18 protein-coding genes are annotated in these 17,574 nt (G+C 34.1%); 12 read left to right on the top strand and 6 right to left on the bottom strand.

The features are described 5' to 3' along the window. Nucleotides 1-10: 10 nt before the first annotated feature. The 5 genes from EG348_RS02130 to EG348_RS02110 form a co-directional block, all read right to left on the bottom strand. A complete protein-coding gene (locus tag EG348_RS02130) occupies nt 11-814 on the bottom strand; it encodes a hypothetical protein (RefSeq protein WP_123980253.1) in 804 nt (267 codons plus the stop codon). Between the two features lie 2 nt (nt 815-816). Beyond that, on the bottom strand, nt 817-1,641 hold the full coding sequence (locus tag EG348_RS02125) for a hypothetical protein (RefSeq protein WP_123980251.1): 825 nt from the start codon (nt 1,639-1,641) through the stop codon (nt 817-819). Between the two features lie 271 nt (nt 1,642-1,912). Further along, nucleotides 1,913-3,571, bottom strand: a complete 1,659-nt coding sequence (locus EG348_RS02120) for a ribonucleoside-diphosphate reductase subunit alpha (protein ID WP_123980249.1) — start codon at nt 3,569-3,571, stop codon at nt 1,913-1,915. A 60-nt stretch (nt 3,572-3,631) separates the two neighbouring features. Next, nucleotides 3,632-3,919: a hypothetical protein gene (locus EG348_RS02115; protein ID WP_123980247.1), complete on the bottom strand. Its 288-nt coding sequence runs from the start codon at nt 3,917-3,919 to the stop codon at nt 3,632-3,634. Between the two features lie 187 nt (nt 3,920-4,106). Then, the gene (locus EG348_RS02110; protein ID WP_054510330.1) at nt 4,107-5,081 is read right to left on the bottom strand and encodes a ribonucleotide-diphosphate reductase subunit beta; all 975 of its coding nucleotides are present in this window, start codon (nt 5,079-5,081) and stop codon (nt 4,107-4,109) included. Nucleotides 5,082-5,507: 426 nt separating this feature from the next. Between EG348_RS02110 and EG348_RS02105 the strand changes: the two genes are divergently transcribed. From EG348_RS02105 to EG348_RS02090, 4 genes are all read left to right on the top strand, one after another. Beyond that, on the top strand, nt 5,508-6,197 hold the full coding sequence (locus EG348_RS02105; protein WP_072407967.1) for an ABC transporter ATP-binding protein: 690 nt from the start codon (nt 5,508-5,510) through the stop codon (nt 6,195-6,197). A 105-nt stretch (nt 6,198-6,302) separates the two neighbouring features. Continuing rightward, nucleotides 6,303-7,532 carry an ABC transporter permease gene (locus EG348_RS02100; protein ID WP_123980245.1) on the top strand — a complete coding sequence of 410 codons (1,230 nt, stop codon included), beginning with the start codon at nt 6,303-6,305 and terminating at the stop codon, nt 7,530-7,532. Nucleotides 7,533-7,606: 74 nt separating this feature from the next. Continuing rightward, nucleotides 7,607-8,878: an ABC transporter permease gene (locus EG348_RS02095; protein WP_123980243.1), complete on the top strand. Its 1,272-nt coding sequence runs from the start codon at nt 7,607-7,609 to the stop codon at nt 8,876-8,878. Between the two features lie 110 nt (nt 8,879-8,988). Further along, nucleotides 8,989-10,188, top strand: coding sequence for an efflux RND transporter periplasmic adaptor subunit (locus EG348_RS02090; RefSeq protein ID WP_123980241.1), 1,200 nt, complete (start codon nt 8,989-8,991; stop codon nt 10,186-10,188). A 187-nt stretch (nt 10,189-10,375) separates the two neighbouring features. Here the strand turns inward: EG348_RS02090 and EG348_RS02085 are convergent, their stop codons facing one another. Continuing rightward, on the bottom strand, nt 10,376-10,750 hold the full coding sequence (locus tag EG348_RS02085; protein ID WP_123980239.1) for a Fur family transcriptional regulator: 375 nt from the start codon (nt 10,748-10,750) through the stop codon (nt 10,376-10,378). Between the two features lie 150 nt (nt 10,751-10,900). On the opposite strand from EG348_RS02085, the gene EG348_RS02080 reads away from it, so the two are divergent. The 8 genes from EG348_RS02080 (at nt 10,901) to EG348_RS02045 (ending at nt 17,504) form a co-directional block, all read left to right on the top strand. Then, nucleotides 10,901-11,800, top strand: coding sequence for an NAD(P)/FAD-dependent oxidoreductase (locus EG348_RS02080; protein ID WP_123984998.1), 900 nt, complete (start codon nt 10,901-10,903; stop codon nt 11,798-11,800). Nucleotides 11,801-11,920: 120 nt separating this feature from the next. Continuing rightward, on the top strand, nt 11,921-12,247 hold the full coding sequence (locus EG348_RS02075) for an ArsR/SmtB family transcription factor (protein ID WP_054510322.1): 327 nt from the start codon (nt 11,921-11,923) through the stop codon (nt 12,245-12,247). 60 nt (nt 12,248-12,307) lie between these two features. Beyond that, complete coding sequence (locus tag EG348_RS02070; RefSeq protein WP_123980237.1) at nt 12,308-12,781, top strand: DUF6428 family protein; 474 nt, start codon at nt 12,308-12,310, stop codon at nt 12,779-12,781. A gap of 17 nt (nt 12,782-12,798) precedes the next feature. Continuing rightward, nucleotides 12,799-13,410 (top strand): low molecular weight phosphatase family protein, encoded by a 612-nt coding sequence (locus EG348_RS02065; RefSeq protein ID WP_123980235.1) that lies wholly within the window; start codon nt 12,799-12,801, stop codon nt 13,408-13,410. 10 nt (nt 13,411-13,420) lie between these two features. Next, nucleotides 13,421-14,464 (top strand): ACR3 family arsenite efflux transporter, encoded by a 1,044-nt coding sequence (gene arsB, locus EG348_RS02060; RefSeq protein WP_123980233.1) that lies wholly within the window; start codon nt 13,421-13,423, stop codon nt 14,462-14,464. A gap of 112 nt (nt 14,465-14,576) precedes the next feature. Next, nucleotides 14,577-15,842 carry a serine hydroxymethyltransferase gene (gene glyA / locus EG348_RS02055; RefSeq protein ID WP_123980231.1) on the top strand — a complete coding sequence of 422 codons (1,266 nt, stop codon included), beginning with the start codon at nt 14,577-14,579 and terminating at the stop codon, nt 15,840-15,842. 59 nt (nt 15,843-15,901) lie between these two features. Next, nucleotides 15,902-16,360, top strand: a complete 459-nt coding sequence (locus EG348_RS02050) for a regulatory protein RecX (RefSeq protein WP_123980229.1) — start codon at nt 15,902-15,904, stop codon at nt 16,358-16,360. A gap of 13 nt (nt 16,361-16,373) precedes the next feature. After that, the gene (locus EG348_RS02045) at nt 16,374-17,504 is read left to right on the top strand and encodes a DegT/DnrJ/EryC1/StrS family aminotransferase (protein WP_228414822.1); all 1,131 of its coding nucleotides are present in this window, start codon (nt 16,374-16,376) and stop codon (nt 17,502-17,504) included. Nucleotides 17,505-17,574: the final 70 nt, after the last annotated feature.

The raw sequence follows: 17,574 nt of genomic DNA, 5'->3' as shown, positions 1-17,574 counted from the left end.
GTGTTTTCGGTTATTTTCCTAAATAAATGAAGTTCTGAACAACCATATGTTTTGGATACTGATTGATAGCTACATTAGTTCCTCCACTTGGTACAGAGAATGTGTGCTGATGATCTCCTGCAGCGCCTGTTGTTCTTGTTTCTGTGTTGATTGTTCTTGTTGTATTTTGTCCTCCGCTATTATAATTCCAATAATTAACACCTCTATTGGTGTAATTATGGGTGTGGGCTCCACTTTGAGCTGTAGTTCCTGTAATATTGAGGTTAGGCAAATTAGCCTGAGTGATGGAGTAAGAATTATTTCCTCCCACGGCAGCCAGTGCTTCTGAAGTATTTTTACCCTTCAAAATTCTGTCGCTTGAGTTGGGCAGAGTAGTGGTAAATCCAAGTGAAGAAGCGTTTGTCTGACCAATAGTCGGTAAAGCGGTGATATTTCTTCCGTTCAACAAATACCATCCGTCATGATCTGTTGTTACAACGCTGGATTTGATATCTCCGATTCTTGGAAGATTATCATTGATGGACATTAAGACCCATTTTGCTCCGTCATTGTAATATAATCCCGGAATTACATTATTGGGTGAAGTTCCTGCGGTTGCAGTATTGTAAACCCACATTCCTTCAACATGGCTACCCATTGGAGAAGCGGAGTTTAAAGAAGTAAGCGAAACAGTATTCATAAGAAGTCCTTTATTAGAACTGTTTAATTCTAAAATTGCAGAGTTGGAAGGACTTGGAGTACCGATACCAACTTGGGATTTTACTATTGCAAAAAAAAGTATCCCTATCGATGTGTAAAATAATCTTGTTCTCATTATTAGTTTCCTAAATAGATAAATACGTTAGTGATGATGTTGTCTGGTTTTAAACTTACAGCCTGGCTGCTTCCTAATGTAAAACTCAGAGAGTGCGTATGTGCTCCCGAGCTGAAAGTTGTGTCGTTTACACTTGCTGCATCAGAAACAGGATTGTTAGTTCCTGCTGCCACACCATTTGTAACTGAGTTTGCCGGATTATCTGTATAAGTATGCGTATGACTTCCTGTTGTATTAGTCGTTCCTGTGAACGTTACATTGGGCAAATTAGCTTGTGCTAAAGTAAATGTATCGCTTCCGGAAGCAGTTCCTATATTGTCGCTTCCACTTGTATTTTTTAAATATCTGTCGGTTGCATCAGGTAAAACTACAGAAAAGCCTAAAGCAGAAGCCCTCGCTCTAGGATTTACGGCTAATGTAGATACTGTTCTTCCATTTAAAAGATACCATCCATTATGATCAGCACTTTGGAAACCGTTTTTAATATCTCCAACCTGAGGTTTTTTTGTAGATAATTTTACCCAAGCTGTGCCATTGTTATAGTAAAGACCGGGTGTTACATTATTAGGCGAAGTTCCTGCTGTTGCTGTATTGTAAACAATCATTCCTGCAGAATGTGAAGCGAGAGGAGCTGCTAAATTAGTAGCCTGTAATGTAATTCTTGTTAATAAAAGACCTTTGTCGTTGGGGGTACTTTCGAGATGTAAAACACTTTCGGTGTTAATTGTACCTGAGGAATTTGAAATTTTTACTTGAGCGGTAATACCGTAGAACGATGTTAATAAAATCAATGGAATGACTTTATCTACGTTGATATTTTTTATCATAACGTTAGAATGAAATAATTTTTATTGTGTTGTGAGCTGCAAAAATATAAAAAAATAAAGAATAGTCTTAATTGAAAATCAATGATTTATTCAGTAAATATCACCATTTGGAGAGTGTTGATTGAATATTTGTAGTATTAATCGAAGATAAACGAAAAATAAACATTTATGAATGCTATATTAAATTTTTATTAAAATTTAAAAACACGAAAAAAAGCACGCTAAAAAACGTGCTTTTATGAATAATATGCTGAAATTTATTACTTGTATCCTATGCTTCGCAAGCTGAACATGAAACAAAATTTACCATCATTTCTTTAGAAACTGATGAACTTCTTTGATAATACAACGTCTTAACTCCTTTTTTCCATGCTTCGATGTAAAGGTAATTTACATCTTTTACAGGCATTGTAGAAGGAATCTGTAAGTTCAATGATTGAGCTTGGTCAATATACTGTTGTCTCTGAGCAGCCTGAGAAATGATCTCCATCGGAGAGATTTCTTTAAATGTTTTGAATACTGCTTTCTCTTCGTCAGTTAATTCAGCTAAATGCTGAACAGAACCGTGGTTTAACATGATCGTTCTCCAAGTTTCCTCGTTGTCTAGACCTTTTTCTTCTAATAATTTAGCTAAATATTTGTTCTTACGCATAAAGTTTCCTTTAGCCAAACCAGCTTTGTAATAGTTAGAAGCGAAAGGCTCAATTCCAGGAGAAGTTTGTCCTAAAATTGCAGAACTTGAAGTCGTAGGAGCGATCGCCATTGTTGTGGTATTTCTCAAACCGTAACCTTTTAATAATTCCGGTTCTCCGTAGATGTTTGCTAATTCTCTTGAAGCTGTTTCTGCCTGCTCTTTGATATGTTTGAATGCTCTCGCATTGAATTGAGTCGCCTCAAAACTTTCAAACGGAATCATATTTTTCTGTAAATAAGAATGGTATCCTAAAACTCCCAAACCAAGTGCTCTGTGACGCAATGCGAAGTTTCTAGCTCCTTGTAGGTAATAGTTTCCTTCTGTTTTTTCGATAAATTCAGTTAAAACTGCATCCAAGAAATAAACAGCCAGTTTTACAGCATCTGTATCTTTCCATTCGTCATACAATTCTAAGTTCATAGAAGATAAACAGCAAATGAAAGATTCTTCTCTTGTAGAAGGAAGCATGATTTCAGAACAAAGGTTACTTGCATTTACAGTCATTCCTAAGTCTTTGTAAACCTGAGGTTTATTTCTGTTAACGTTATCTGTAAAGAAAATGTAAGGAAGTCCTTTTTGTTGACGGCTTTCCAATACTCTCGCCCAGATCTTACGTTTATCCATATCTCCGTCGATCATATCCTGCATCCAGTAATCCGGAACACAGATTCCTGTAAATAGGTTTTGGATCGGGCTTCCGATATCTTTAATTGATAAAAATTCTTCAATATCTCCGTGGTCGATATCCAAATAAGCTGCAAAAGCACCTCTCCTTACTCCGCCTTGAGAAACTACATCCATTGCTGTATCAAACAATTTCATGAAAGAAACAGCTCCTGAAGATTTTCCGTTATCAGTTACTGCAGTCCCTCTGTTACGAAGTTCTCCGAAGTAACCTGAAGTTCCACCACCAATTTTTGTCTGCATGATCACTTCACCCATTTTGTGGGTAATTCCTTCAATACTGTCCGGAATGTGAACGTTAAAACAAGAGATTGGAAGACCTCTCTGTGTTCCCATGTTTGCCCAAACAGGAGAAGAGAAACTGATCCATCCTTTTGTGATCATTTCCTTGAAAGCGGCTTGTAATTCCGGCTTGTATAATTTTTTTGCAGCAGCCATGGTGATTCTGTCGATAGCTCCGTCTACAGTTTCTCCTTTCAACAGATATCCTCTGTTAAGCATTTGCTCAGACTCTTCATTGAGCCACCATATATTTGAATTTTGCTCTTCCATAGATGTTTGTATGTTTTCAAACTTCTGGGTTTGTTTTATTACCCGGAAATTTTGTGTTGTTTATATTGATTGTAAAATTTCTACTTTATGAGAACCGTTCAGTCCGCTTTCATCTCTTAATCTTTGAAATTCTTTAAAAGATGGTACATTCAAAACCTCATGCTGAACCGCTTCATTGATATAATTTGAATAATGAACAAAGGTAACGCCGTCTTCTTTTACATAAACTTTATATTCAAATGTTTTTTGATCTAAATTTTTAAAATCATTCAAAAATTTTTGAATATTGACCTTGTTTTCTGAAACAAAATCGGGATTTACAGTGTAAGATACAATTACGTTGATCATTATTTTTTTTGTTTGATATTTAAATCTGCTTGTCTTTGCGAGGAACGAAGCAATCTCTTAATAATTTTAACTTCTTAATGGTTTAAAATTTTAGATGCTTCGACAGGCTCAGCATGACATCGCTAATACTATCTGCTTTGACGCTCGCTTCGCTCGTGCTCTTTATCCAAAATTCAGAATCTCAAATTTAGAAAAGATCATTCGCCGTAATACTCTTATCGTGTTTTGTATAATCTACAGGTCTTTTTGCAAAGAAATCATCCATAGAGTTTGCGAAAACCTCTTCTTCAAACCATTTCATTGGACGGTATTGTTCCGGAGTAATATTGTAACGGGTATCCATGTTGATTTTCTTTAAACTATCATCAACACGGTATTTCATGAAGTTTAAAAGATCTTCTTTTGAGAAGAAACTTAATTCTCCTAATTCAAAAATCCAGTCAATAATTTCGCCTTCTAGTTCTACAGACTGATCAACTAAAGTATAAATATCTTCAATATCAGAATCAGTTAATAAATCTGGTTGCTCTTCGCGAATTTTGTTGATTAAATAAATTCCTGCATTCGCGTGAATCTGCTCATCAATAGAAGTCCAAGCGATGATATTAGAAACATTTTTCATGTATCCTTTAAATCTTGTGAAAGAAAGGATGATCGCAAATTGTGAGAAAAGCGAAACATTTTCAATCAGGATACTGAATAATAGAAGAGAAGAAACATATTCTTTCGGTGTTGTAGAATTTGCGTGCTTAAGAACGTTTGATAAGAAATCGATTCTCTTTTTTACAGCAGGAATTTCTATAACATTAGAGAATTCTTCGCTATATCCTAACACTTCTACCAAACGGGAATAAGCTTCAGAATGACGGAATTCGCATTCTGCAAAAGTAGCTCCAAGACCATTTAATTCAGGTTTTGGCATGTGGTTGTATAGGTTTCCCCAGAATGTCTTTACAGACACCTCGATCTGTGCAATGGCCAAAAGCGCATTTTTTACAGCATGTTTTTCGTGCGGTTCCAATTGTGAATGAAAATCCTGAACATCTGCGGTAAAATCCACTTCCGAATGTACCCAAAACGATTTGTTGATTGCCTCTACAAATTGAAGAACCTCAGGGTATTCAAATGGTTTATAGCTTACTCTTTTATCAAAAATTCCCATATTAAAATGTCTTTAAAATTAAAATAATTAGATCACTGTGGATAAGATTCAAGAAATATTTAACGTTCTGATTATTTGAAGCTTATATTTAAAAGTTATTCACCTAACGATTCGCATATTTCTTGTTACGTGCGAAGCACAAAGGTCGAAAAAAAGAACTGATTTTAAAAGAGGCAAATACTAATTGGTTGACTTTTAACCTTAAAAGTTTTCCACATTTACATGAAACTTGCTCTGATATTGGCTTATACACTATTATTCAGCAAAAATAAATAAAATTGCCGAGTTACAGTTAAACACTTTATCGTAAATACCTATAAACAAAATAGAAAATAGTTAAACGCTAAATTATTTGAATAAATTTTTATTCTTGTAACAAATTGAAATTTACTTCTACTTATTAGGATATAAAACATACATCACTTAATGTTAGTAATTCAGGATCTACATAAATCATACGATACAGGAAAAAGCAAGTTGCACGTTCTCAAGGGTATTAATCTTAATATTTCCGAGGGCGAGTTTGTTTCTATTATGGGAAGTTCCGGTTCCGGAAAATCTACACTCCTTAATATTATTGGTATTCTGGATGAAAAAGATTCAGGGACTTATGAATTGGATAGTGTGCCGATCGAACATTTATCTGAAATAAAAGCTGCGGAGTATAGAAGTAAATTTTTAGGTTTTATTTTCCAGTCTTTTAATCTTATTGGATATAAAACGGCATTGGATAATGTTGCCCTTCCTTTATACTATCAAAACGTTCCAAGAAAAGAGCGTAACCAAAAAGCAATGGAATATTTGGAGAAAGTAGGTCTTGCTCAGTGGGCAAACCACCTTCCTAATGAACTTTCCGGAGGACAGAAACAAAGAGTTGCCATCGCAAGAGCTTTGATCACCAATCCTAAAATTGTTTTGGCCGATGAGCCAACGGGAGCATTAGATTCTAAAACAACGCATGATATTATGAAACTTCTTCAGGACATTAATAATGAAGGAAAAACAATCATAGTTGTAACCCACGAACCAGATGTTGCAGCACAGACAAAAAGAAATGTCATTTTAAAAGACGGAATTATTGAAAGTGATGAGTTTATAAAGCAGATTGTTTTATAGCTGGAAGCTTGAAGAAGGAGGCTGGAAGTCTAAAAATTAAGTAAAAAATATGCGGTAAGTTTGAAAACTTCAAACTTCAATCTTCCCGCTTCAAACCAAAAATATATGTTCGACTTAGATCGTTGGCAGGAAATATTCAGTTCTATTCGCAGTAATGTATTGCGGACGGTGCTTTCGGGATTTACGGTGGCTTTGGGATTATTTATCTTCATAGTTCTTTTCGGAATTGGTACAGGATTGCAAAATGCCTTTACAGAGGGTTTTGCGAGAGATGCTCAAAATCTGATTACTATTTTTACAGGGAAAACGACTATTGCTTATAAAGGTCTGCAGTCGGATAGAACGGTGACGATGAACAATGATGACTATGATTTTCTTGTTAATTCTGATAAAGAAAAAGTAGGAGAAGCTACTCCAAGATATCAATCAAGTTTATTGGTGAAATATGGTAAAGAGAGTGGAACTTACCAAGTGAACGGAACAGATGCCGAAGAAAAATATATCGAAAACCGTAAAATGCTTGAAGGCCGTTATCTTAATTCTGCAGATTTAGCCAGAAAACAAAATGTAGCGGTAATCGGTAGAATGGTTCAAAGGGATTTGATTAAAAATGGAAGCCCTGTAGGAAAAGATTTGGATATCAATGGAACCATGTTTAAAGTGATCGGAGTATTCTCTGATGACGGAGGTGACTGGGATGAAAGACATATTTCGGTTCCCATCACTACACTGCAACAAATGAAAAAGGGCTCAGATACCGTGAGTACTGTATTTATTGCCTATAATGACAAATTATCTCCTCAGGAAGCTATAAAATATGGTGATGAGCTACAAGATAGATTAAAAGCTAGAAAAAATGTTTCCCCGGATGACGAAAATGGAGTTCGCGTACGGAATAATGCGAAGAACATGAGTGATACATTTACTTTCATGGCAGTAATTACCGCTATTGTAACATTTATCGGATTGGGAACTTTGCTGGCAGGAATTATTGGAATCAGTAACATCATGGTTTACATCGTAAAAGAAAGAACCAAAGAAATCGGAGTAAGAAAAGCGATTGGTGCAAAACCCAGAAGTATTGTTGCTTTGATCGTTCAGGAAAGTGTTGTAATAACCGTAGTTTCAGGTTTTGTAGGAGTTGGAGTAGGAGTTTTGGCTTTACATCTTATTGGTGATAGTCTTGAAGAATATTTCATAAAAAGCCCGAGCGTAGGTTGGGGAACGATCATAATGGCATTTATTGCTCTTGTTTTTTCAGGATTAATTGCTGGATTTGTTCCGGCGTACAGAGCCTCGAGAATCCGACCTATTGAAGCATTAAGAACAGAATAATTTGAAAAATTGATGATTTGTAATTGAATTAAAATCATTCATCATTTATAATTTATAACTCATAATTAATAAAAGTGAACATCTTATTTAAAAAGGATACCTGGCAGGAAATTTATTATTCATTGAAGAATAATAAGCTTCGAACATTCCTTACCATGATCGGAGTGGGATGGGGCATGTTTTTATACGTGAGTCTGTTGGGAGCAGCGAAAGGAATGGAGAACGGTTTTGATAAAGTGTTCTCAGGATTTGCGACGAATTCTATTTTCCTTTGGGCACAAAACACGAATATTCCTTATGAAGGTTTCCCGAAAGGAAGACAGGTACATCTTAATCTTCCGGATATTCAGATGCTTAAAAATAAAATCTCGGAAATTGATTATATCTCTCCACAAAATGCAAGAGGAAGTTTTACGGGAACTCCGGGAGAATCAATGTCCAGAAACGGAAAAAATGCAACCTATTCTCTTACAGGAGATTATCCGATAGGAAATAAAATATCTGAGAAAAAACTGATTTTTGGAAGATATATTAATGACGCAGACGTTTCAGGAAATAAAAATGTAGTAGTAATTGGAGAAGAAGTTTACAAGAACTTTTTCGATTCTAAAAAGAATGAAAACCCGATTGGGAAATCTATCAATGTTAAAGGGATTTTCTTTAATGTAATTGGAGTTTTCCGAGTGAAAAAAGGAGGTGGGTTTGAAAATGACCAAACCGTTTTTATTCCTCTTTCTACCTACACAAAAATGTACAATGCGGGAGATAACATCGATATGTTTGCGATTGTTAGTAAACCTAACGCCAATGTAAATGAGGTGGAAGAACAGGTAAAGCTGGCTTTAAAGGCTAAAAATAAAGTTTCACCGGAAGATACAAACGCTTTTGGAAGTTTTAACCTTGGAAAAGAGTTTAAAAAACTGACAGGTTTCTTAACCGGAATGCAGTTGTTAACCATAATTGTAGGTTCATTAACCATTCTTGCTGGTGTAATTGCTATTTCAAACATCCTATTAATTACAGTAAAAGAAAGAACAAAAGAAATTGGGATCAGAAGAGCATTAGGAGCAAAACCTTCGGAAGTTAGAAATCAAATTTTGCTTGAAAGTGTTGTTATAACGCTGTCCTCTGGATTACTCGGGTTTATTTTCGGAATTTTTGTTTTAATCATTCTGAATATGGCGACTCAGGGACAGGATGAATTTCCATTCTATAACCCGACAGTAAACTACGGAAACGTATTTGGAGCAATGGCGGTAATGGTAATTTTAGGATTAATTATCGGGATGATTCCGGCACAGAGAGCTGTGAAAATCAGACCAATTGAAGCATTAAGATCAGAGTAAAAGTTTTGACTTAAAAATTATGAGCCATGAATTTTTCAGACTATAATTTTTAAATCATGTAAGCTTTTAATAAATAAAAACTATTCAATATTAAAAAATAAACTAGATATATGAAAAAGAAATTCACTTGGAAAAAAGCCATTTATATATTCTTGGGGCTTTTATTTGCAGTGGCATTATTCTCAGGGATTGGTTACCTTGTAAAGTCCAATTCTAAAGAAAGTGAGGCTTTCCTTACGCGTAAACCTACCATCCAGAATATGGATGATAAAGTGATGGCAACAGGGAAAATTGTTCCGAAAGAAGAAATTGAGATCAAACCGAATATTGCAGGGATCATCGACAAAATTTTAGTGGATGAAGGAGATAGAGTAACTGCAGGTCAGCTTATCGCAACGGTAAGAATTATTCCTAGCGTTAGTGATGTGAACAATGCACAGCAGGAAGTTCAAAATTCTCAACTTCAGATCAGTAACTCTAAAATGAATGTTGATAACATGCAAAAGCAGTTTGCAATGCAAGAGAGATTGTATAAGCAAGGCGTTATTTCTAAGCAGGAATATCTTAATTCTCAACAGCAATTATATACGCAACAGCAGAATCTTAAAAATGCTAACCAGCAATTGGTGACGGCTCAGAAGAGATTACAGATTGTAAAAACAGGTGCTACTCCGGAATTACAGGGTTTTGCAACGACTCAGATTCGTTCTAAAGCTGCGGGAACAGTTCTTGAAGTTCCTGTGAAAGTGGGAAGTCAGGTAATTGAAGCCAACTCATTCAACGCCGGGACAACGATTTGTTCTATTGCAGATCTTAATTCACTGATTTTTCAAGGTGAAATTGATGAAGCTCAGGCTGGAAAATTAAAGCAAGGAATGGATATGAAAATCGTAATTGGTGCTTTACAGAATAAAACATTCCCCGGAAAGCTGACGATGATCGCTCCAAAAGGGAAAGATACCAACGGAACGATAAAATTCCCTGTTGAAGGCGATGTTACAAACCCAAATAATGATTACATCAGAGCAGGTTTCTCTGCCAACGGAGAGATTGTTCTAAGTTCTCAGAAAAATGCTTTATTGTTGGATGAATCTTTAATTCAATATGAAAAGAAAAATGGTAAAGACGTTCCTTTTGTTGAGGTAAAACAAGCTAACGGTTCATTTAAAAAAGTGTATGTAAAGTTGGGAGCTAGTGATGGAATCAACGTTCAGGTTCTTTCAGGAATTGATAAAAATTCTGAAGTGAAAGTTTGGAATCCGTCTGACAAAGACAAGGAAGAGCTTAAAGAAAAGAAAGACAAAAAATAATAAACTAACTAGATACTTTTATCTGAAGTCCCGAAATTTTTTCGGGATTTTTTTTGTTTAAAACTCACATGAAATTTTCAATTGAAGAGCAAATTTTACAGTGTTTTTGTCATTCAGAATGGAGTGTAGCGGAATGAAGAATCTCAACTAAGAAAAGGAAAATGATAAAGTTGTTTAAAACAGTTAATTAAGAACAATTCGCGCAATACCCTGAAATAAATCCGTTAAAGTTGACAGATTGATAACCAGCCGGTAATTTCACCTCAATCTCATTGGGAATACATTCAATTTTTCCACAGCTTAAACATCTGAAATGAAAGTGATTATGTTGATGTGCTTTTTCAGAACAGTTGACACAGAAAGCAAAATAATATTTCCCGTCATCGCTTAAAATTTTATGCACAATTCCGTCGTCACAGAAGCTGTTTAGCACTCTGTAAATAGTAGCTCTATCTACTTCATCTCCTAATTCTTTTAATAAAATATCCTGACTAACCGCTGATTTTGAATTCTTTATAGAATCCAAGATCAGCTGTTTTGTTTTTGTATTTCTCTTAAGCATATACAAATATATAAAATATTATTGCGATTTTGTCGCATTAATGAAAATTTGTTTTACATTTGCAACAAGCAACAAGCAACAAGCAACAAGCAACAAGCAACAAGCAACAAGCAACAAGCAACAAGCAACAAGCAACAAGCAACAAGCAATATGAAAAACTTTGATGTCATCATTATAGGAGGAAGCTATGCCGGACTTTCGGCGGGGATGGCTTTAGGAAGATCTTTGAGAAATGTTTTAATTATCGATAGTGGAAAACCTTGTAACAGACAAACGCCGCATTCTCATAATTTTCTGACTCAGGACGGGAGACCTCCAAAAGAAATAAGCACGATTGCGAGAGAACAAGTCGAGAAATATGATACAGTAAAATTTCATGATGGAGTAGTGGTGAAAACTGCTACACTAAATGATGGATTTGAAGTTGAAACTAAAAAAGGTGAAATATTTAATGCTAAAAAACTGATTATCGCAAGCGGAATTCAAGATATTAAACCTAATATTCCTGGATTTAGTGAATGTTGGGGAATTTCTGTTTTGCATTGCCCGTATTGTCATGGATATGAAGTTAAAAATGAAACTACCGGAATTTTTGCCAACGGAGATATAGCTTTTGAATTTTCAAAAATGATATTGAACTGGACAAAAGACTTAACATTATTTACCAACGGAAAATCAAGTTTAAGTGAAGAGCAAACTCAAAAATTAAAAGATAAAAGCATCAACGTTAATGAAAATGAAATTGAAGAAATAACTCATGAAGACGGACAAATTCAAAAATTAACTTTCAAGAACGGAGAAGAATTTTTGCTGAAAGCGTTGTATGCAAAAATTCCATTTCAGCAGAATATAAATGTATCAGATGATCTTGGCTGTGAAATAACAGAACAAGGATTTATTAAAGTTGATCCTTTTCAAAAAACAAATATTTACGGAGTTTATGCCTGCGGAGATAACGTTACAATGATGCGTTCCGTTTCAAATGCAATTGCTCAAGGGAATTTTGCCGGAGCGATGGTGAATAAAGAATTGGTGGATGAACAGTTTTAATTATATTATATTTTTTGAGTCCTTGTTGTAAATTCAGCAAGGATTTTTTTGTTAAAAGATCGAAAAATATTTGCCGGTTTTATTTATTATCGTAATATTGCGATATAAAATAACCATAAAATGGGTGCTACTAAAACAGATTTTTTTACTGAACAACAAAACCAGATCGCGACCATTGCAAAAGCTTTGGGACATCCTGCGAGAATAGCTATTATAGAATATTTATTGAAAGTAAATGAATGTATCTGTGGAGATATTGTCAACGAATTACCACTTGCTCAACCAACAGTTTCTCAACATTTGAAAGAACTTAAAAACGCAGGTTTGATTAAAGGTAATATTGAAGGAAACAAGATTTGCTACTGTATTGATGATAAAGCTTTCGAAGTTTTAAATACTTATTTCTCGAATATTATTTCTACTGTAAAAAAGCAAAACTGCTGTTAAAAATTTTTTGAACAATTTTATCGTAATATTGCAATTTAACAATTTAAAATATATAAAAAAATGACTTTAGAACAAATTAAAAATATTCTACCATCATTAGAAAATGTAGAATTTCAATTGGAAAACGGGACGTTTATCCCTGAACATTTCCATGTCACAGAAATCGGAATGGCGACCAAAAGCTTTATAGATTGCGGCGGTACCATAAGAAAAGAAGAAAGAGTAAATTTTCAGCTTTGGGATGCCGATGATTTTGAACATCGTTTAAAGCCCGGAAAACTTTTGCATATCATCAATCTTTCAGAAGAAAAATTAGGAATCGGAAATTTTGAGATCGAAGTGGAATATCAAGATGCAACCATCGGAAAATATGATCTTGATTTTAATGGAAAGAATTTTATCCTTAAAAATAAAGTAACAGCTTGTTTAGCTCAGGAAGTTTGCGGAATTCCTCAGGAAAAGCAAAAAATAAATTTGAGTGAACTAAAAAATAATCAGGATTCTTGTTGTACACCCAATTCAGGCTGTTGTTAATTTTTTAAATAAATGATATGAATGCTAAGTTATCAGAATTTATAGAAGAAATTCTTACTAAAGAAATCAATGAAGAAAGAAAAATCATCTTACAGCCATTGATTGATTTTATACAGCAAAAAGTAAAAGATCAGAAGCCAATTAACATCAATTTTATTTGTACTCACAATTCGCGCAGAAGTCATTTGGCGCAAATTTGGGCACAAACGGCATCGGCACATTTTAATATTCCTTGTGTAAACTGCTATTCTGGAGGAACAGAAACAACGGCTTTGTTTCCTAAAATCATAGAAACCTTGGCAAATGCAGGTTTTGAAAGTTGGAAATTAAGTGAAAATGAAAATCCGATATATGCCATAAAATATGATGAAAACGCTTTACCAATTATTGGATTTTCTAAAAAATATGATGATATTTTTAATCCGGTCAGTGATTTTGCCGCTATTATGACGTGTTCACAAGCAGATGGCGGTTGTCCTTTTATTCCGGGAGCTGAAAAACGTATTCCTATTACATTTGATGATCCAAAAATAGCAGATAACACAATGGAGCAAACTAAAATATACCAAGAGAGAAGCTTACAAATAGCGGTGGAAATGTTTTATGTTTTCTCTAAAATAAATAAATAAATAAATAAAAATGAAAACTGAATTAAAATTTCTGGACAGATATTTAACGCTTTGGATTTTTCTGGCAATGCTCATCGGAGTAGGATTGGGGTATTTTTTTCCTGCGATTTCTGAGATTAACAACTCACTTTCTGCGGGTACAACCAATATACCTTTAGCCATTGGGTTGATATTAATGATGTATCCGCCATTGGCAAAAGTAGATTATTCATTATTACCACAAGTTTTTAAGGATAAAAAAGTGATATCTATTTCGCTGATATTAAACTGGATTGTTGGTCCTGTTTTAATGTTTTCCTTAGCAGTTATTTTCCTTAAAAATGAGCCAGATTTTATGATAGGATTGATCCTTATCGGCTTGGCAAGGTGCATTGCGATGGTTATTGTTTGGAATGATTTGGCGAAAGGAAACCGGGAATATGCAGCTCTGTTGATTGCTTTGAATAGTATTTTTCAAATCATATCTTACAGTTTTTTAGTTTGGCTGTTCATTAATATACTTCCACAAAAGTTAGGATTGGGGAATTTTAATGTTTCTGTTTCGATAGGGGATGTAACGGAAAGTGTATTGATTTATTTAGGAATTCCTTTCTTAGCAGGTTTTTTAACTCGATATTTTCTCACAAGATCAAAAGGGAGAGAGTGGTATAACCGAAAATTTATTCCTGCAATTTCACCAATTACTTTGTATGCGCTACTATTTACTATTGTGTTGATGTTTAGTTTAAAAGGTGATCAAATAATAGAATTACCAATGGATGTTGTAAAAGTTGCTATTCCATTGATGATTTATTTTGTATTGATGTTTTTCATCAGCTTTTTTATCAATAAATCTTTGAAAGTTCCTTACGACAAAAATGTTTCAATTGCTTTTACAGCAACAGGAAATAATTTTGAATTGGCTATTGCGGTTAGTATCGCTGTGTTTGGGATACATTCGGCTCAAGCTTTTGTCGGGGTAATTGGTCCTTTGGTAGAAGTTCCAGTCTTAATTTTATTGGTAAAAGCCAGTTTATATCTTAAAAAAAGGTATAAATTAGTAACTAATGATTAGTAAATCAATTGATAATATTAAAATTTCAGCTCAAAAATCATAAATCAGGATGATAAAATCTAGCTTAAAAATCCGTATATTTGGAGTGAAAAATTTCAAAATCTAAAAGTAAATGGACATTATTTTCGACCTTATTGAAAAAGAAAGACAAAGACAATCCCATGGATTAGAGTTGATTGCATCAGAAAACTTTGTTTCTGAAAATGTAATGAAAGCAATGGGAAGCGTATTGACTAATAAATATGCAGAAGGATATCCGGGTAAAAGATATTACGGAGGATGTGAAGTAGTAGATGAGGTTGAAACATTAGCGATCGATAGAGCAAAAGAGCTTTTCGGGGTTGATTATGTAAACGTTCAGCCGCATTCTGGTTCTCAGGCTAATGCAGCAATTTACTTAGCAGTTTTGAAACCTGGAGACAAAATCATGGGTATGGATCTTTCAATGGGAGGTCACCTTACTCACGGTTCTGCAGTTAATTTCTCAGGAATTCAATATGACGTAGTTTCTTACGGAGTTCAGCAGGAAACTGGTTTGATTGATTATGATCAAATGAGAGAAGTTGCTCTTAGAGAAAGACCAAAAATGTTGATCGCTGGTTTCTCTGCGTATTCAAGAGATTTAGATTATGCTAAATTCAGAGAGGTTGCAGATGAGATTGGAGCTACACTTTGGGCTGACATCGCTCACCCTGCAGGTTTAGTAGCAAAAGGATTATTAAATTCTCCATTCGAGCACTGCCACGTTGTTACAACGACTACTCACAAGACGTTAAGAGGTCCAAGAGGTGGAATGATTATGATGGGTAAAGATTTTGAAAACACCTACGGTCACAAAACTCCAAAAGGTGAAACTAAAATGATGAGCCAGGTTCTTGACGGAGCTGTTTTCCCGGGAATTCAAGGAGGTCCGCTAGAGCACGTTATTGCAGGTAAAGCAATTGCTTTCGGTGAAGCTTTAGATGTTCAGTTTGAAACGTATGCTAAGCAAGTTAAATCTAATGCTCAGGCGTTAGCAAAAGCAATGGTAAGCAGAGGTTTTGATATCGTAAGTGGCGGAACAGACAATCACTTAATGTTGGTAGACCTTAGAAATAAAGGCGTAAATGGTAAAGAAACTGAAAAAGCTCTTGTAAAAGCTGATATTACATGTAATAAAAACATGGTTCCGTTTGATGATAAGTCACCATTCACAACTTCTGGTATTAGATTGGGCACTGCAGCGATCACAACAAGAGGATTGAAAGAAAATGATATGGAAACTATTTCAGAGTTGATTTCTGAAGTGGTTGATAATATTAAAAATGAAGAGGTTCTTACTTCTGTAAGAAAAAAAGTAAATGAATTAATGGAAGGTAAAGCATTATTTAACTACTAATATTTACCGAATTTAAAATATAAAGAATGGGCCTGTGCTCATTCTTTTTTTATACAATTATGGAAAAGAAATCTTTCACTTTTGATGAGATTAAACTGAAACTGGTGAACTATTGCGTTTATCAGGATCGTTGTCACGCAGAAGTAGAGCAGAAAATGCGGGAATTTATGTTGATTGAGGAAGCTAAAGATGAGATCATACTTTATCTTTTAAAGGAAAATTACCTTAATGAAGAAAGATTTACCAGAAGCTACATCCGTGGAAAATTTTATATAAAACATTGGGGAAGAAATAAAATTAAAATTAATCTGAAGCAAAAACAAATTTCAGAAAAACTAATAAATAAATGTTTTGATGAAATTTATGAACCCGATTATGAAAAAACATTGAAGAAAATCTTTGAAGATTACTATTCAAAGCAAACCGGTTTAAAGGAATATCAAAAAAAATCAAAAACTATTAAATATTTGATGGGGAAAGGTTTTGAATATGAGAAAATAAATGATATTTTTGAGTAAACATAAATAAAGGTTGAAAAAAGATAAAATTTGGCTCTCACCTCCACACATGGGAGGAAGCGAATTGAAATATATACAGGAAGCATTTGATACCAATTGGGTTTCACAACATGGTTCCAACATTGATGAGTTTGAAAAAAGCCTTGAAAATTATCTTGGAAATAACTCATTCGTCACTGCTTTATCCTCAGGGACTGCGGCTATTCATTTGGCATTGAGTTTATTAGATGTAAAAGAAGGCGATTTTGTGATCTGCCAGTCATTTACTTTTGTAGCTTCTGCCAATCCTATACTTTACCAAAAAGCAATTCCTGTTTTCGTAGACAGTGAAAGCTCAACTTGGAATATGTGCCCCAACGCATTAGAAGATGCTGTAAAATATTGTATCAGCCAAGGCAAAAAACCTAAAGCAATTATTGCTGTTTCTGCATACGGGATGCCTTTTATGGTTGATGAAATTCTTGAAATCTCCAGAAAATATGAAATTCCTGTTATTGAAGATAGCGCAGAAGCGTTAGGCAGTAATTATAAAGGTAAGTCTTGTGGAACTTTCGGAGATCTGTCAATAATAAGTTTTAACGGAAATAAGATCATTACCACTTCAGGAGGCGGAGCTTTGATTTCAAAAAGTAAAATAGATAAAAATAAAGAACTTTTTCTTGCAACACAGGCAAAAGACAATAAAGATTATTACAGTCACTCTGAAATTGGATATAATTATAGAATGAGTAATATTTCTGCCGGAATAGGCAGGGGACAAATGGAAGTGCTGGAAGATAGGATTAAACAAAAACGCGAAATCCATGATTTTTATAAAGAAATTTTAAAAGATATTGAGGGTGTAAATCTGTTTTCAGCTCCAAATGAAAATTTTTATTCCAATTATTGGCTAAATACAATTCTGATTGATAAAAAATATTTAATAAAAGAAAATATAAGAGAGTTTTTTTTACAAAATAATTTAGAAACCAGATATTTATGGAATCCGATGCATTTGCAACCTTTATACAGTAAATATAAATTCTTTGGAAATAATTTTTCTGGTATAATTTTTGACAATGGTATGTGTTTGCCGTCAGGTACAAACCTTACTGATACTTGCAGAAATAGGATCTTTGAAACTTTTAAAAAAATTAAACACTAAATTTATTTTTTAAATAGTAACTATAGATGAAATTTTATTTTAATTTTGCAAGATTGATATAATTATTAAG

Origin of the sequence: Chryseobacterium sp. G0201 (assembly GCF_003815655.1) — a bacterium.
Lineage (GTDB): Bacteria > Bacteroidota > Bacteroidia > Flavobacteriales > Weeksellaceae > Chryseobacterium.
The sequence above is the reverse complement of the archived record's forward strand: the minus strand, read 5'-3'. Positions and strand labels throughout refer to the sequence as shown.

Coding starts and splice junctions, on each gene's coding strand:
- EG348_RS02130 (WP_123980253.1), bottom strand. CDS start 814: ATGAGAACAAGATTATTTTACACATCGATAGGGATACTTTTTTTTGCA.
- EG348_RS02125 (WP_123980251.1), bottom strand. CDS start 1,641: ATGATAAAAAATATCAACGTAGATAAAGTCATTCCATTGATTTTATTA.
- EG348_RS02120 (WP_123980249.1), bottom strand. CDS start 3,571: ATGGAAGAGCAAAATTCAAATATATGGTGGCTCAATGAAGAGTCTGAG.
- EG348_RS02115 (WP_123980247.1), bottom strand. CDS start 3,919: ATGATCAACGTAATTGTATCTTACACTGTAAATCCCGATTTTGTTTCA.
- EG348_RS02110 (WP_054510330.1), bottom strand. CDS start 5,081: ATGGGAATTTTTGATAAAAGAGTAAGCTATAAACCATTTGAATACCCT.
- EG348_RS02105 (WP_072407967.1), top strand. CDS start 5,508: ATGTTAGTAATTCAGGATCTACATAAATCATACGATACAGGAAAAAGC.
- EG348_RS02100 (WP_123980245.1), top strand. CDS start 6,303: ATGTTCGACTTAGATCGTTGGCAGGAAATATTCAGTTCTATTCGCAGT.
- EG348_RS02090 (WP_123980241.1), top strand. CDS start 8,989: ATGAAAAAGAAATTCACTTGGAAAAAAGCCATTTATATATTCTTGGGG.
- EG348_RS02085 (WP_123980239.1), bottom strand. CDS start 10,750: ATGCTTAAGAGAAATACAAAAACAAAACAGCTGATCTTGGATTCTATA.
- EG348_RS02080 (WP_123984998.1), top strand. CDS start 10,901: ATGAAAAACTTTGATGTCATCATTATAGGAGGAAGCTATGCCGGACTT.
- EG348_RS02075 (WP_054510322.1), top strand. CDS start 11,921: ATGGGTGCTACTAAAACAGATTTTTTTACTGAACAACAAAACCAGATC.
- EG348_RS02070 (WP_123980237.1), top strand. CDS start 12,308: ATGACTTTAGAACAAATTAAAAATATTCTACCATCATTAGAAAATGTA.
- EG348_RS02065 (WP_123980235.1), top strand. CDS start 12,799: ATGAATGCTAAGTTATCAGAATTTATAGAAGAAATTCTTACTAAAGAA.
- arsB (WP_123980233.1), top strand. CDS start 13,421: ATGAAAACTGAATTAAAATTTCTGGACAGATATTTAACGCTTTGGATT.
- glyA (WP_123980231.1), top strand. CDS start 14,577: ATGGACATTATTTTCGACCTTATTGAAAAAGAAAGACAAAGACAATCC.
- EG348_RS02050 (WP_123980229.1), top strand. CDS start 15,902: ATGGAAAAGAAATCTTTCACTTTTGATGAGATTAAACTGAAACTGGTG.